This is a genomic window from Demetria terragena DSM 11295, from assembly GCF_000376825.1.
Taxonomy (GTDB): Bacteria; Actinomycetota; Actinomycetes; order Actinomycetales; family Dermatophilaceae; genus Demetria; species Demetria terragena.
Genome location: NZ_AQXW01000004.1, coordinates 351,503 through 365,367, shown reverse-complemented (window position 1 = coordinate 365,367; position 13,865 = coordinate 351,503). Strand labels below are relative to the sequence as shown.

Below are 13,865 nucleotides of genomic sequence, written 5' to 3'. Positions count from 1 at the left end.
GTCAGCGTGAGCCCTGGAGGGCGTACCGACTGGTGTCAACTAGACTCAGATGTTCCTGAATGCGTGAAAGAGGTCTGCCTGGTGTCATTACTCCAGAACGTCAGTTCCCCGGCTGATCTCAAAGGCCTGTCCGCCCCCCAGGTGGAGGCCCTCGCCCAGGAGATCCGCGACTTTTTGGTGGAGTCGGTCTCCAAGACCGGCGGGCACCTGGGGCCGAACCTTGGGGTCGTCGAGCTCACGTTGGCCATGCATCGCGTCTTTGACTCGCCGCACGACACGTTGGTCTTCGACACCGGGCATCAGGCATACGTGCATAAATTGTTGACCGGGCGGCATGATTTCTCCGCGCTCAAGAAGCAAGGCGGGCTGTCGGGATATCCCAGTCGGGCCGAGTCTGAGCATGACGTAGTCGAGAACTCACACGCGTCGACCTCATTGTCCTGGGCCGAGGGCATCGCTGCCGCTCGCCGCCTCTCCGGCGAGCGTGACCGTCACACGGTCGCGGTGATCGGCGATGGAGCACTGACCGGTGGGATGGCCTGGGAGGCGCTCAACAATATCGCCGTGGACAAAGACCTGCCGTTGACCATCGTGGTCAATGACAACGAGCGCTCGTATGCGCCCACGATCGGTGGCATTTCCCACCACTTGGCATCCCTTCGCGCGACACGACGTTACGAGAAGGTCCTGGACTGGGGCCGCGAGACGCTGACCCGTACCCCCGTGGTGGGCGCGGCGATGTACGAGACGCTCCACGGGGTCAAGAAGGGCCTCAAGGACATCGTGGCGCCGCAGGAGGGCATGTTTGAGGACTTGGGGATCAAATACCTTGGTCCGATCAACGGCCACGACACTCCCGCGCTCGAAGAAGCGTTGACCCTGGCACGCGACTTCGGCGGACCCGTCATCGTCCACGCCATCACCGAAAAGGGCCGCGGTTATGCTCCGGCGGCCTCGGACATCGATGGTGATCAGTGGCACGGGATCGGCAAGTTCAATCCAGAGACCGGTTTGCCGTTTGAGGTGTCCGGGCGAATCTGGACTGACGAGTTCAACGAAGAGATGGTGCGTCTGGGTGCCGAGCGCCCGGATCTGGTCGCGATCACGGCCGCAATGCTCATCCCGGTGGGTTTGGACGGGTTTGCTGCGGCGTACCCAGATCGGGTCTTCGATGTCGGTATTGCTGAGCAGCACGCCGTCACCATGGCGTCCGGTCTCGCGTTCGCCGGGATGCATCCGGTCGTTGCGGTCTACGCCACCTTCCTCAACCGAGCCTTCGATCAGTTGCTGATGGACTGCGCGTTGCACAAGCAGGGCGTCACCTTTGTGCTCGACCGCGCCGGCATCACCGGCAGCGACGGCCCATCGCACAACGGCATGTGGGATATGACGATCTCCTCGATCGTGCCCGGCTTGCAGTTGGCTGCGCCACGCGACGGGGAACAGGTCAAGCAACAACTGCGCGAGGCCGTGGACGTCGATGACGCACCGACAGTCGTGCGCTTTCCTAAGGGCGATGTGGGGGAGTCGATCACTGCACAGCGGCAGGATGGCTCGCTAGACGTTCTGCTTGATGTGCAAGGCAACCCAGAAGTGCTGATAGTCGGAGTCGGGGCGATGTGCTCGTTGGCGCTAACAGCCGCGGATAAGCTTGTCGCACAAGGACATTCGACCATGGTTGTCGATCCCCGTTGGGTCCTCCCCATCAGCGACGACCTACTTCGGTTGGCGAGCCAAGCGCAGCATGTTGTCGTGATTGAAGACAATCTAGTCACGGGCGGAATCGGGGCCTCCTTGCGCAGTGCGCTGCAGGAGGATGACCAGTGGCAGCCGGTGCATACCTTCGGCGTGCCAAAGCGGTTCCTCGAGCATGCGTCGCGCGGACAGGTCCTCGAAGAGGTCGGTCTCACGGCCGATGTGGTGAGCACCACTATGCTCGATCGCCTCGGCCCGACGGCATCTGGGCGCAGTGACTGACACTGGTCCGCTACCCGGCAGCAGTCGGTGGGGACCATCCAGCACGGTCTGGGACACCGATGATTGGCGCTGGGAGGCGACTCGGTGGATTGACGCAGCACTTGACCGCCGCGGCCTAACCCGGATCCCGACCTCACCCCGGCAGCCGCGGATTCGTCCTTGGTCGACCTTGCTCGTCGTCGAAACAGACCAGGGCAGAGCCTGGTTCAAGGCTGGAGTGCCTGAGCAATCACCCGAAGCCGCGGTGCTGGACCTGCTGCGCCGGGTAGCGCCTGATGCGGTCATTCCTACCTGGGCGGCAGATGCCGAGCGAGGCTGGTTGCTGCAGCCGGACCACGGGAAACTGCTGCGCGATGTCGCCACGGCGGACACGATCGTGTCGGCCTGGTCGGGCGTGCTTCGTGGGTATGCCCGTCTTCAGCGGGCGTCGGCCTCGATCGCCGAGGATTTGGTCGCGGCGGGTGTGCCAAAACTGGCGCCGCAGGACCTAGTGACCAGATGGATTGCCCGGGCGCGACCGGAGGAGCGCGCGGCAGATGCCTCGCTCCGTGAGGCCGCTGATCGGCTTGACTCGCTCGGCTTGCCGCCGACGATTCAGCACGATGATCTGCACGCTGGCAATGTGTTCTGTGCCGATGTCAGCACCAGAGCGTTGCAGGACGCCCGGGTGTTTGACTGGGGCGATGCATACGTCGGAAATCCGTTGTGCTCGTTGCTGGTTGCGCTGCGCAACCCGAGCTACCACTTCGATCTCCCTGCCGACTCCGAGCGAGACGCGCGGTTGGCGCGCGCCTATTTCTCGGGATGGTCAGACCTCGCGACACCGTCGGCTTTGACTGCTGCGCTTCCTGACGCACTCCTCCTGGCCAGAGTCGGCCGACTCATCGGCTGGGAGCGGGCGTTGGCTCGTGCCGACGAGGGGGAGCGCGAGCAGTGGGCTCCGCACACGGACCAGTGGGCCGCCGAGATCATGGCGGAAGCAGGGTGAACGACGAGGATCTGCAGACGCTCGTGCCTGACCTTACGCAAGCACGGGCTCGAATCCTTGAGGTCGTACAGGTCACACAGCCCTGGTTTTGGAGATTGCGTTAAGCGGTTGTGATGTTGAGGGGAATGCGGCGTAGCGGGGCGGGCTGAGGCGGGTCAAGGGTCGTGCCCGCCGGGGTGACGAAACGGACGAGTCCGTTCGGCGTAGCCCATCGATAAATGCCGGGGGCGAGTTGGTCGACGCGGTAGCCACGGTGGGTCTTCACCCGGTGATGTCGTCGGGTCAGGGGTGCGTCATGACGGTCACCGGTTTGTGCTGGCGGCCCCGTTGGGTCGTAGGGAATCGGATGATCGTGATCGACCCGGGCTTCCGGGCGTGCAGCTGAGTGTGGGAACACATCACCGAGGGTGCGCATCATGGTGCGGTTGCGGACATCGGTGGGGTGTTCGTAACCATTGACAGCGCGGACCTCGCGCAGATCGATGACAGGCAGGATCTCGATGTCGCGGTGGCCGAGAACCCGGGCGACCTGATCGAGAACCATGGGGCCGAGATGTTCCGTACGTGCGATGCCGGCTGCTGTGCCGCACAAGGTGGTGTCGGTCACGTGCACGACCAACCGAGCTTTCCGTCGCGAGCGAGAAGATGTACGGGCCGCGTTCGGGTTCTCGCCGCGCAGCAACGCCAAAACGTCGGCGGGCCGCGCGAGGAGGCCCAGGCTTTCGGCGCGCAACTGGTCCCACGTCGGTTGATCTACATCGTCGTAGGCGCCGTGTTGAACGAGTAGTTCTGCGACGTCGTCAATCGCTTGCTCAAGCTCGACGGCGTCTGCCTCGTCGAGGCGCCCGAACACAGATCGGACGCCGGCGGCCCCGTCGTCCTCGAGGAGATCGCCCGGCCGCGGCTTCGGGAACCACACACCCCGGCGCGTGCGACTCTCCGCGACCCGGGCGGCGTGTGCGGTCTGGTCGGCTTCGACCACCTTGGCCTCGGCAATAGCCAGCAGTCGCGACGGTGACTGACTGATGGCGTCGGCCACAGCTTGGTCCACTACTTGCACAGCAGCGCGGGACAGTGGCCGAGACATCCGAGCGACCTTCCGTGCGACCCAGGTCTCACACGCCAGGTCCTGCATCTGTGCCCATACCAGTGGCAGCCGATGCCGCAGGTCGAGCGCGTCCGCCGTCGCATGGCGAGTTGCAATCTCACTGGCTCGCCGTGCGATCGCCATCTCCGCAAAGCACAGATCGACCACCGCTGGGGTTCCCTGGCCGCCTATAGCGACTAAGCGTGGCCCACCGCGTTTGACCGGGACAGGGTTCGGCTCAGACTGCGGATCTGCGCCGTGAGAGTCAGCCCAGGTCAGCAACAACTTCAGGTCGTCAACCTCAGCTTGGCGTCGCCGCGTCACCCCATCCTGCGCGCACGCGAGGATCTCGTGCAACTGGCCAATCTCGGGGCTGGACATGCATTCATTATGTCGAACACGTGTACGAAGCGCTAGAGGTATGGCCGCCGGGTTCGTTGGTAGCGCATCGGAATTCGCTTCCCAGATTTCAGGCGGGCCACCCGTCACGCGCCACGAGCACGTCCTTGAGGAGATCGGCGCGATCAGAAATGAGTCCGTCGACGCCGAGGTCGAGCAGTCGGTGCATTTCATCTGTGTCGTTGATCGTCCACACGTGAACCTGAGTGTTGGATGCGTGCGCACTACGGATGAAGCGAGGCGTGACTAGCGGTATTCCTCTGTGGGACACCGGAATCTGCAGGCAATCGATCTTGCGGGTCACCATTCTGGGCACCCCAGGGGCCCGGCTGCCGGCGCCGAGCGTGAAGGCGGTCGTCCGCGACTGGCCCGCCGACGTGGCCACCGGGCGTGAAAGTAGGCGCAGGGCCGCGCGTCGCCGTCGGTCGGAGAAGGAGGTCACGCAGACCCGGTCGTGTGCCTGATGGCGTTCGATGAGCGTCACCAGCGGCTCGACCGCCGAGGCGGCCTTGAGGTCGATATTGATGCGCAGGTCGGGCCAGGCACCGAACAGCGTGTCCATGTGGGGTATCGGCTCCGAGCCGCCAATTCGTAGCCCGCGCAACTGATCCCAGGTGTGGTTTGCCACCATCCCAGAGCCGTCGGTCACCCGGTCCAGCGCCACATCGTGGAAGGCGATGAGTTCGCCGTCCGCGGTGGCGTGGACATCCGTTTCGACGTAGCGGAAGCCAAGGTCCACCGCGGCAGCGAAGGCCACCATCGTGTTCTCGAGACCGTCGAGAGAGAAACCACGATGCGCCATGGCGATCGGGCCGTCATGGTCGAAGTAGGCGGTGCGCATCAGGTCTCGACCGGGGTCTCGACAAGCTCGACCGGCGTTGGGTGCTCGACCGGCGTTGGGTGCTCGACCGGCGTTGGGCGCTCGACCGGCGTTGGGTGCTCGACCGGCATTGCGGGCATTAGACGTCGCGGAAGGTCTGAATGTTGGCACCGAGCGCGTTCAGCCGGGAGTCGAGTTCCTCATAGCCGCGGCTAATGACGTAGATGTTGCGAAGAACCGACTCGCCGGGAGCGGCCAGCATGGCCAGGAGGACAACCATGGCCGGACGAAGAGCGGGTGGGCACATCACCTCGGCCGGGCGCCAGCGCGTCGGTCCCTCGATCAGGACACGGTGCGGGTCCATGAGCTGAACCTTCACGCCGAGCGGAGTGAGTTCCGTCAGATAGATGGCGCGATTCTCATAAACCCAGTCATGCAACTGGGTTTGGCCTTCGGCGACAGCGGCAATCGCCGCGAAGAAGGGCAAGTTGTCAATGTTGAGGCCCGGGAAGGGCATCGGGTGAATCTTGTCCTTGGGTGCGTGCAGCGGTCCGGGGATCGTGCGCAGGTCAACGAGCCGAGTGTGCTGGTTGTTCGACACGTACTCGTCGGTGGTTTCGTACTTCATCCCCATGTCAGCAAGCAGGGTGAGTTCGATCTCCATGAACTCGATGGGTACGCGCTTGATCGTGATCTCAGATTCGGTCACCACGGCGGCGGCAAGCAGCGACATGGCCTCGATGGGGTCTTCCGAGGGGAAGAACTCCACGTCCTGGTTGATCTCCTCGACGCCCGTCACGGTAAGGGTCGTCGTACCGATGCCTTCGATCTGTACCCCGAGCTTCTGCAGGAAGACGCAGAGGTCCTGCACCATGTAGTTGGGGCTGGCGTTGCGAATGATCGTCGTGCCGGGGTGCTTCGCGGCGGCGAAGAGCGCGTTTTCAGTGACCGTGTCGCCGCGCTCGGTCAGGATGATCGGCTTCTCCGGGTGAACATCTTTGTCGACCGTGGCGTGGTAGTAGCCGTGCGACGCCACGACGTTGAGACCAAAGGCGCGCAGCGCGTGCAGGTGTGGCTCAACTGAACGCGAACCGAGGTCACAGCCACCGGCGTTCGGAAGCTTGAAGTCATCGAACTCGTGGAGCAGCGGCCCAAGGAACATCAAGATGGTGCGCGTACGCCGCGCCGCAGCTTCGTCAATGGCGTCGAGGTTGACGGTCTTGGGCGGCACGATCTCCAGGTCATTGGTGCCAGGCAACCACCGCGTCTTCACTCCGATGGAGTCCAGGACTTCGGTGATGCGATTGACCTCCTCGATGCGGGCCAGGTCGCGCAGCGTGGTGCGCCCCTTGTTCAGCAGCGCGGCGCACAGGCCAGCGACTGCCGCGTTCTTAGATGTCCTGACGTCAATCTCGCCGGACAGCTTGCGGCCGCCTTCGATGCGTAGGTTCACGGGTGCGTTAGATGCCACAGTCACGATCTCCGAGTCGAGTGCTTCGCTAATACGGGCGAGGGTGTCCAGACTGAGGTTTTGCTTGCCCTGTTCGATCCGGGCAACTGCACTCTGGCTGGTACCCAGCGCAGCAGCGAGTTCAGTCTGAGTCAAATCACGTTGACGCCGAGCGTCGCGGATGAGGTGTCCCACCTTCGCGAGTTGACTGTTCGCCATTTCTCCACCATAGATCACATATGAGATATCGATGCGCTCTGTTCGATGTGGTGTTCGGCACGTGGACCCCGGCAGTACGCAGCTGCGCCCGGTGAGATCGGATCGTGACCTGCCGTGAGCCGATCAGCGTGGGGACCAGCGCCCATGATCATCCTGACTCGATCCCATTGCAGGTTCACAGGAAGTTGAGAGAGATGAAGCGCCGAATTTTGTCGTGCATGGCCGCGATGGCGATCACGACCACCGGATTGTCCGGCCCCACCGCAAGCGCGCAGCAGGGTGAATCCGAACCACAGGATCTGCCGGTTCCCGGCATGAAAACGCTCCAGATTGGGCCGTCGCCAACGAAGCCGACCTATGTCCGAGAGCAGGTAGCAAAGAGCCCAGCTAAGTCGGGTCGTGCGGCACGCGCTGTGGCCGGCTCGTACTGGAAGGTTTACTACCAGGGCTTCACGCCTGAGGTGCAAGCAGCGTTCCAGCGAGCTGTTGATATCTGGTCGAGGAAGCTGACCTCCAACGCTCCGATTACCGTCGCGGCGGTGTGGGCGGACCTTCCCGACAAGGTTCTGGCCCAGGCCGGGCCAAATGAACTGCAGGTCAACTTCGCAGGTGCGGAGAAGCGCAACACGATTTATCCGGCGTCTATCGCCAACCATCTGCAGCGCAAACAGATCGACGGTACGCGGCCAGACATCAAGGTCATGCTCAACAAGAACTACGCGCCGGACTTCCACTTCGGTGCGGACCCGGCACCCGCAGACAAGGTGGACTTCACCACCACAGTGCTGCACGAATTGGGTCACGGCCTCGGGTCGGCTGGTTTCGGCACGGTCAGCAAGGGCCTCGGACGGGTGAAGACCGTGATCGGCGGGCAGTCGTACCTGACGCCGTTCGATCATTTCACCACCACCGGAGACGGCGGATTCCTCACGAAGCATGCGACCAATTCGGTGGCGCTGGGCAACCACCTCCAATGGATCGTCAAGTTCGACAGTCCGCAGGTGCGCGCCGTCAACGGAGGTGAGCCGGCCAGGCTCTACTCGCCCAGACCGTTCGAGCCGGGGAGTAGTTACACCCACCTTGATGAGAACACCTACCCGGCAGGGAACCCGAACTCGCTGATGACCCCGAGTCTCGGCCGCGGTGAGACGATTCGTGACCCCGGCGAACTGACCATGGCGATGTACGACTCGATGGGTTGGTGATCGCTCGGTAGTTATTCGTCCGTCATTGGGTGCTCGGTGACCGCGCTCATGATGTGCGGAACCACGAGTTCGACCTGCCACGGTCGGGCTCCAAGATCTGACAGCGCATGCGTCAGCGACTCGATGTCGTACGGCCCCGGAGGTTGCCACAAGACACGGCGAAGGGTGTCTGGAGTCAACAGGTTCTCCACAGGGATGGCGAGTCGCTCCGACTCAACGGCAAGTGCGGCGCGGACCGCCTGAAGGCGGGCGGCGGCCTCCGGGTCCCGGTCGGCCCAGGCGCGTGCAGGGGGCGGTGCATCGCTGCGGATCGAGCGCGGAGGCAGGCTCCGCTCCGGGACCGCGTTGGAGGCTTTGATGGCGTCGAGGATCGCGGCGCGATGGCGCACGACCGCCCGATGAGCTGGGCGTGGCCGACTCTGCGCCGTGCGGCCGGGCGTACTCGCAACTGCCTGCAGCTCATCGTCGGTCGTGGGGTTCGCCGCCGCGATCTGCGACAGGATGCGGTCCGGCAGGATGCGCCCCGGTGCGATGTCACGCCGTTGGGCGATGTCATCGCGCATGTGCCAGAGAGCCCGAAGCCGGGCCAGCCCCCGCCGATCGCGAATGGTCGGTGCGCCCGTCGTGCGCCGCCAGGGGTCGGTGCGTACTGGAGGCCCGGTGAAGCGTGTCAGCGCGTCGAACTCTTGGGCAGCGAGTTCACTCTTTCCTTGCTGCTCGAGATGCTCGGCCATCAAGTCGCGTACCTCGACTAGGACTTCGACATCGAGTGCGGCATAACGCAGCCAGGGCTCTGGAAGGGGGCGCTCGGACCAATCGGCGGCGGAGTGCTCCTTCGCGAGTGAGAGCCCGAGATAGTGCTCGACGACCGCGGACAGGCCCACTCGCGGCAACCCGGCGAGCCGTCCGCCGAGCTCGGTGTCGAACAGGCGGGTCGGGCGCAAGCCCACCTCGGCGAGACACATGAGGTCCTGGGTGGCCGCGTGCAACACCCACTCGGTGTCACCGATGGCCTCCTGGAGAGGGCTCAGGTCCGGGCAGGCGATCGGGTCAATCAGCCAGGTACCGGCGCCCTTGCGGCGCATCTGGACCAGATAGGCGCGGCTGGAGTATCGAAAGCCACTGGCCCGCTCGGCGTCCAACGCCACCGGGCCGGTGCCACCCGCGATAGCCTCCGCCGCGAGAGTGAGACCACGTTCGGTCGTGACGACCTCGGGAAGCCCGTCCGCTGGTTCATCGAGAACGGGAACGGGCGGGGCGAGGACGGTCTCCTCTGTCGCCGGGACGTCAGGGGCGGGAACGTCAGCCACAGGTACCTCAGCGTCAGGAACCGCGGGCATGGTGGCGCCTGCGGCCCTCCGAGGAGGACCAGCTGCGGACGTCGCCCGTCGACTCATCGTCGCTGGCTGGGCAATGCCACGACGCCATCCGGCAGTGGTGGCAGCCCAGCGATGGTGCACAGCAATGCGCCCCAGGCTCGAAGGTGGGCACCAAAGTCGGTGTTGGTCGGAGTCCAGGAGGCGCGTACCTCCATCTCGATCGATGGCGGACGCTCGGACAAGGCCGCAAAACTCTCGGACACGACCCGAGTGACTGTGCCGCCCTCAGCCGTGTACTCAGCGCCCTCATCACGCAGCGAATCGGCCAACCAGGACCAGCCCACTTCGCCCAGGAGTGGGTCGGGTGCGGTCTCGGGCTCCAACTCCGCACGCGCGAATGACACGACGCGCCACTGTCCAGCCCACGGCTCGGGAGCGGACGGGTCGTGTAGCAGAACGAAGCGTCCTGAGGCCAGGTCGTCATCTTCGTCGTGGTGATCGGACACGACCTCGGCGGTGAGGGCGAGCGCGTAGGGTGCGACGCGCGTCGGCGCAGGCACCTCGGTCAGCCGAAGCTCCGGGCGCAGTTGCGCTCGCGACACCTGAGCCGCTGCAGCGTCAAAGGCTGCCGAGGGGTCTCCGGAAAGGCTACGCGTGCTCACGCTCGGCAGCCTAAGTCGAAGCACCGTCGCTGCGCAGGAGACTCGCCACGACCGGGCGAGGCTTTTCTTCCGGTAGGTCCGCCACCGGCGCAGAGCGCCAGCGCCACCCTGACTAGCCTCAGGGCGTGCTTGCTCTCCTGGCTCTCGGTTCCAGCGTGGTGTGGGGTACCTCGGACTTTCTCGGCGGCCTGCTGACCAAGCGCATCCCGGCGCTCCTTGTCGTCGCCTCGTCTCAGATCTTCGGGCTGTCCGCGACCATCGTGATGGTGCTGATCAGTGGTGACCAGCGTTGGGGAGGCTGGCTCCCTGCGATTCTGGCTGGCGCGGTCGGCTCCATCGGTTTGGCGGCCTTCTACACCGCGTTGTCGTCTGGGGCCATGGGCGTGGTGTCGCCGATCGCTGCACTGTCGGCCGTCGTGCCCGTCGCGTTAGGTCTGGCGACTGGCGATCCCATGGGCGCCGCGCTCGGCATCGGCATTGCCTGCGCCATCGGCGGATGTGTGCTGGCCGCAGGCCCTGAAATCTCGGGCGGCGTCGGCGCGCGCCCGGTCGCATACGCGGTGCTCGCAGCATGCTGCTTCGGGCTCACGTTGTTCTTCATTGACCGCGCCAGTGAAGTGGCGGTCGCACCATCGTTGATGATGATGCGCTCTGCAGACCTCGTGGTGCTGGGTGTCCTCATCACCGTCGTTCGGGCGCGGGGAGCGCTCGGCAGCGGGCGTCCGATGCGCAGCGACATCCCGATGCTCGCGGTGATCGGCCTGGGTGACCTCGGGGCCAACGCCCTCTATGGCCTGGCCACGGCGTATGGCGCGGTGAGTGTCGCGGCCGTGCTCGGCTCCCTGTTTCCCGTCATGACACTGCTGCTTGCCCGGTTCGTCTTGCACGAACGGATGCGGCGCATTCAATTGGTCGGGGTGGCTCTCGCGGTCGTCGGCGTCGTGCTGGTGTCGGGCGGATCTTGAGATTCAATGTCCGAGCGATGTCGAGAACGTCCGATCAGCGCCGTCTCCTGAGTGAGCGCCGCCAGAATGGGCGGCACCAGCAGAGGAGAGCACGATGGCTAAGTACCTGATGTTGAAGCACTACCGCGGCGCCCCGGAAGGCGTGAACGACGCTCCGATGGACGAGTGGACTCCCGAGGAGATCACTGCGCATATCCGCTACATGGATGAGTTCGCAGACCGGCTTCGGGAGAGCGGCGAGTTCGTGGACAGCGTTGCGCTCACACCGGAAGGATCCTGGGTCCGGTACGACGGCGAGGGCAAGCCGCCAGCCACCGATGGTCCGTTCGCCGAGACCAAGGACCTCGTCGCCGGATACATGATCATCGATGTCGACAGCCACGAGCGAGCCGTCGAACTCGCCGGTGAGCTGTCCGCCGCTCCTGGGCTCGGTGGGAAGCCCATCCACGAATGGTTGGAGCTGCGTGCGGTCATGGGCCACGAGCCGACCGCAGTCGAGTGAGCGTGGTCCGTGGACCTGAACGAGTTGCGCGCGCTCATTCCTGAGGTGAACGGCGTCCTCGTCCGTCGTGGAGCGGATTTCGCGGCGGCTGAGGACGCCGTCCAGGATGCGCTGGTCGAAGCCATCCGCGTCTGGCCGCGAGAAACTCCGCGCAGCCAGAAAGCCTGGTTGGTGACGGTCGCCTGGCGAAAGTTCCTTGACGCCGAGCGCTCTGGGCAGGCTCGACGCTCGCGGGAGGAGCGGCTGGCCTCGCAGCCAGCACCCGGGGCGGGCATACCCGCCGACGACACCCTCCAGATGTACCTGTTATGCGCGCACCCGTCTCTGACCCCGGCGTCGGCCGTCGCGCTCACGCTGCGTGCGGTGGGCGGCCTCACGACTCAGCAGATCGCTGACGCCTATCTGGTGCCGGAATCGACTATGGCCCAACGGATTAGCCGCGCTAAGCGCACCCTCGCCGACGTGGAGTTGGACCGTGCAGGAGACCTAAGGACTGTCGCGCGAGTGCTGTACCTCGTCTTCAATGAAGGGTATTCCGGGGACGTCGACTTGGCCGTCGAAGCCATCCGCCTTGCCCGTGAGCTCAGGGTTCATACCAACCACCCCGAGGTGGCAGGCCTGCTGGCGCTGATGGTGCTGCATCACGCGAGGCGACCGGCGCGTACCCGAGTCGACGGCAGTCTGGTGCCGCTGGCCGAGCAGGATCGAACGTTGTGGGACACGACTTTGATCCGGGAAGGCATCACGGTCCTCCGCGCCGCACTCGCCCGCGACCGACTCGGTGAGTTCCAAGCGCAGGCGGCGATTGCCGCGCTGCATGCCGACGCGCAATCGGCGGACGAAACCGACTGGGTCCAGATCGTTGAGTGGTACGACGAGCTCATCGACCTGACCGACAACCCAGTGGCACGCCTTAACCGCGCAGTCGCGGTCGGAGAGGCCGAGGGGCCTCGGGGCGGTCTGGCGGCGCTTGCCGGTCTTGATGCCAGCATGCCGCGGTATATGTCCGTCCTTGCCTATCTCACCGAGCGGGACGGCCATCACGCGAAGGCGCGTCAGCTCTATGTCGAGGCGTCCGCGCTGGCGACCAGCACACCTGAACGAGACCACCTCATGAAGCAAGCTGCTCGGTTGCGCCTCACCTGAGCACGGCGATGCGGTCGGCTGGAACACGACCTGGGAGGATTGGCATGTGCCAGCAGCGATCGATGTCCCGCAGTCCCTGACGCTTCCCACCCCCGGCGATACCGCGGATAGCCGGCTGGTCCGTGCTGCGCGTGGTCTCCCCGTCGACCGCACGCCGGTGTGGTTCATGCGACAGGCCGGGCGCTCGCTCCCGGAGTATCGGGCGTTACGGGCCGACGTCACGATGCTCGAAGCGTGCCGTACGCCCGACCTGGTCACCGAGATCACGCTCCAGCCAGTGCGTCGCCACGGCACCGACGCGGCCATTTTCTTCAGCGACATCGTGGTGCCGTTGCAGGCGGTGGGTTTGGACATCGAGATCCGCCCGGGAGTCGGTCCGGTGCTGACCGACCCGATCCGCACACGCGCAGATCTTGACCGGCTTCCCGAACTCACGGCTGAACACGTAGAAGACATCACCGAGTCGGTCACGCGGTTGGTCGCAGCATTAGGTGGCACCCCACTCATCGGGTTCGCCGGTGCGCCGTTCACTCTGGCGTCCTACCTCATTGAGGGCGGCCCCTCGCGTAACCACGAGCAGACCAAAGCGCTCATGCATGGCGACCCCGAGCTCTGGAACGATCTCTGCGCACGGCTGGCCCAGATCTCGGGCACGTTCTTGAAGGTGCAGGTCGATGCCGGCGCCAGTGCGGTTCAGCTCTTCGACTCCTGGGCAGGGTGCCTGTCACACGCCGACTACCTAACCTATGTTCGCAACCATTCAGCGAAAGCACTTGCGGCAGTAAAGGGTTCAGGTGTTCCTCGCATCCACTTTGGCGTCGGCACCGGGGAACTCCTCGGGGCAATGGCGGGTGCCGGGTGCGAAGTGATCGGGATCGACTTTCGCCTGCCGTTACAGGAGGGAGCTCGACGCGCTGGTGGCGGTCATACCGTCCAGGGAAATCTCGATCCGGCGCTGCTGTTCGCGCCAGCGTCGGTCCTGGAACGAGCTGTCGGAGATGTACTGGCTTCCGGGGCCAAGGCGCCCGGGCACATTTTCAATCTTGGCCATGGCGTGCTTCCGACGACTGACCCCGGTGTGCTGACCCGTGTCGTGGAACTCGTGCATTCCCCAGTGGAATAGCCA

Annotated in this window: 12 protein-coding genes; 7 read left to right on the top strand and 5 right to left on the bottom strand. The window is 64.8% G+C overall.

The genetic code is table 11. From position 1 onward, the window contains the following. Positions 1-81: 81 nt before the first annotated feature. Both dxs and F562_RS0105895 read left to right on the top strand, forming a co-directional pair. The gene (gene dxs, locus F562_RS0105900; RefSeq protein ID WP_040385511.1) at positions 82-1,977 is read left to right on the top strand and encodes a 1-deoxy-D-xylulose-5-phosphate synthase; all 1,896 of its coding nucleotides are present in this window, start codon (positions 82-84) and stop codon (positions 1,975-1,977) included. Beyond that, on the top strand, positions 1,970-2,965 hold the full coding sequence (locus F562_RS0105895) for a phosphotransferase (RefSeq protein ID WP_018156009.1): 996 nt from the start codon (positions 1,970-1,972) through the stop codon (positions 2,963-2,965). The genes dxs and F562_RS0105895 overlap by 8 nt, the downstream gene beginning before the upstream one ends. A 100-nt stretch (positions 2,966-3,065) precedes the next feature. On the opposite strand, the gene F562_RS0105890 is transcribed toward F562_RS0105895, so the two are convergent. The 3 genes from F562_RS0105890 to F562_RS0105875 all read right to left on the bottom strand — a co-directional run bounded on the left by F562_RS0105890 (position 3,066) and on the right by F562_RS0105875 (position 6,940). Further along, positions 3,066-4,433: a hypothetical protein gene (locus F562_RS0105890; RefSeq protein WP_018156008.1), complete on the bottom strand. Its 1,368-nt coding sequence runs from the start codon at positions 4,431-4,433 to the stop codon at positions 3,066-3,068. A gap of 88 nt (positions 4,434-4,521) precedes the next feature. Further along, positions 4,522-5,292 carry a glycerophosphodiester phosphodiesterase family protein gene (locus F562_RS0105885; protein ID WP_018156007.1) on the bottom strand — a complete coding sequence of 257 codons (771 nt, stop codon included), beginning with the start codon at positions 5,290-5,292 and terminating at the stop codon, positions 4,522-4,524. Positions 5,293-5,410: 118 nt separating this feature from the next. Further along, positions 5,411-6,940, bottom strand: a complete 1,530-nt coding sequence (locus F562_RS0105875) for a helix-turn-helix domain-containing protein (RefSeq protein WP_018156005.1) — start codon at positions 6,938-6,940, stop codon at positions 5,411-5,413. A gap of 194 nt (positions 6,941-7,134) precedes the next feature. Here F562_RS0105875 and F562_RS0105870 point away from each other — a divergent pair, with 194 nt between their 5' ends. Further along, complete coding sequence (locus tag F562_RS0105870) at positions 7,135-8,145, top strand: hypothetical protein (RefSeq protein WP_156822553.1); 1,011 nt, start codon at positions 7,135-7,137, stop codon at positions 8,143-8,145. A gap of 11 nt (positions 8,146-8,156) precedes the next feature. Here F562_RS0105870 and F562_RS0105865 read toward each other — a convergent pair whose 3' ends face one another. Continuing rightward, positions 8,157-9,485 (bottom strand): HRDC domain-containing protein, encoded by a 1,329-nt coding sequence (locus tag F562_RS0105865; protein WP_083915480.1) that lies wholly within the window; start codon positions 9,483-9,485, stop codon positions 8,157-8,159. A gap of 53 nt (positions 9,486-9,538) precedes the next feature. Further along, positions 9,539-10,126, bottom strand: a complete 588-nt coding sequence (locus F562_RS0105860) for a DUF3000 domain-containing protein (RefSeq protein ID WP_026181041.1) — start codon at positions 10,124-10,126, stop codon at positions 9,539-9,541. Positions 10,127-10,251: 125 nt separating this feature from the next. Between F562_RS0105860 and F562_RS0105855 the strand changes: the two genes are divergently transcribed. The 4 genes from F562_RS0105855 to hemE all read left to right on the top strand — a co-directional run bounded on the left by F562_RS0105855 (position 10,252) and on the right by hemE (position 13,862). Then, positions 10,252-11,091, top strand: coding sequence for a DMT family transporter (locus tag F562_RS0105855; protein ID WP_018156001.1), 840 nt, complete (start codon positions 10,252-10,254; stop codon positions 11,089-11,091). Between the two features lie 94 nt (positions 11,092-11,185). Continuing rightward, positions 11,186-11,593 (top strand): YciI family protein, encoded by a 408-nt coding sequence (locus tag F562_RS0105850; protein ID WP_018156000.1) that lies wholly within the window; start codon positions 11,186-11,188, stop codon positions 11,591-11,593. A gap of 9 nt (positions 11,594-11,602) precedes the next feature. Next, positions 11,603-12,739, top strand: a complete 1,137-nt coding sequence (locus F562_RS0105845; RefSeq protein ID WP_018155999.1) for an RNA polymerase sigma factor — start codon at positions 11,603-11,605, stop codon at positions 12,737-12,739. 46 nt (positions 12,740-12,785) lie between these two features. Then, positions 12,786-13,862, top strand: coding sequence for a uroporphyrinogen decarboxylase (gene hemE, locus F562_RS0105840; RefSeq protein WP_018155998.1), 1,077 nt, complete (start codon positions 12,786-12,788; stop codon positions 13,860-13,862). Positions 13,863-13,865 lie beyond the last annotated feature (3 nt).

Coding starts and splice junctions, on each gene's coding strand:
- F562_RS0105870 (WP_156822553.1), top strand. CDS start 7,135: ATGAAGCGCCGAATTTTGTCGTGCATGGCCGCGATGGCGATCACGACC.
- F562_RS0105875 (WP_018156005.1), bottom strand. CDS start 6,940: ATGGCGAACAGTCAACTCGCGAAGGTGGGACACCTCATCCGCGACGCT.
- F562_RS0105885 (WP_018156007.1), bottom strand. CDS start 5,292: ATGCGCACCGCCTACTTCGACCATGACGGCCCGATCGCCATGGCGCAT.
- F562_RS0105890 (WP_018156008.1), bottom strand. CDS start 4,433: ATGTCCAGCCCCGAGATTGGCCAGTTGCACGAGATCCTCGCGTGCGCG.
- F562_RS0105865 (WP_083915480.1), bottom strand. CDS start 9,485: ATGCCCGCGGTTCCTGACGCTGAGGTACCTGTGGCTGACGTTCCCGCC.
- F562_RS0105850 (WP_018156000.1), top strand. CDS start 11,186: ATGGCTAAGTACCTGATGTTGAAGCACTACCGCGGCGCCCCGGAAGGC.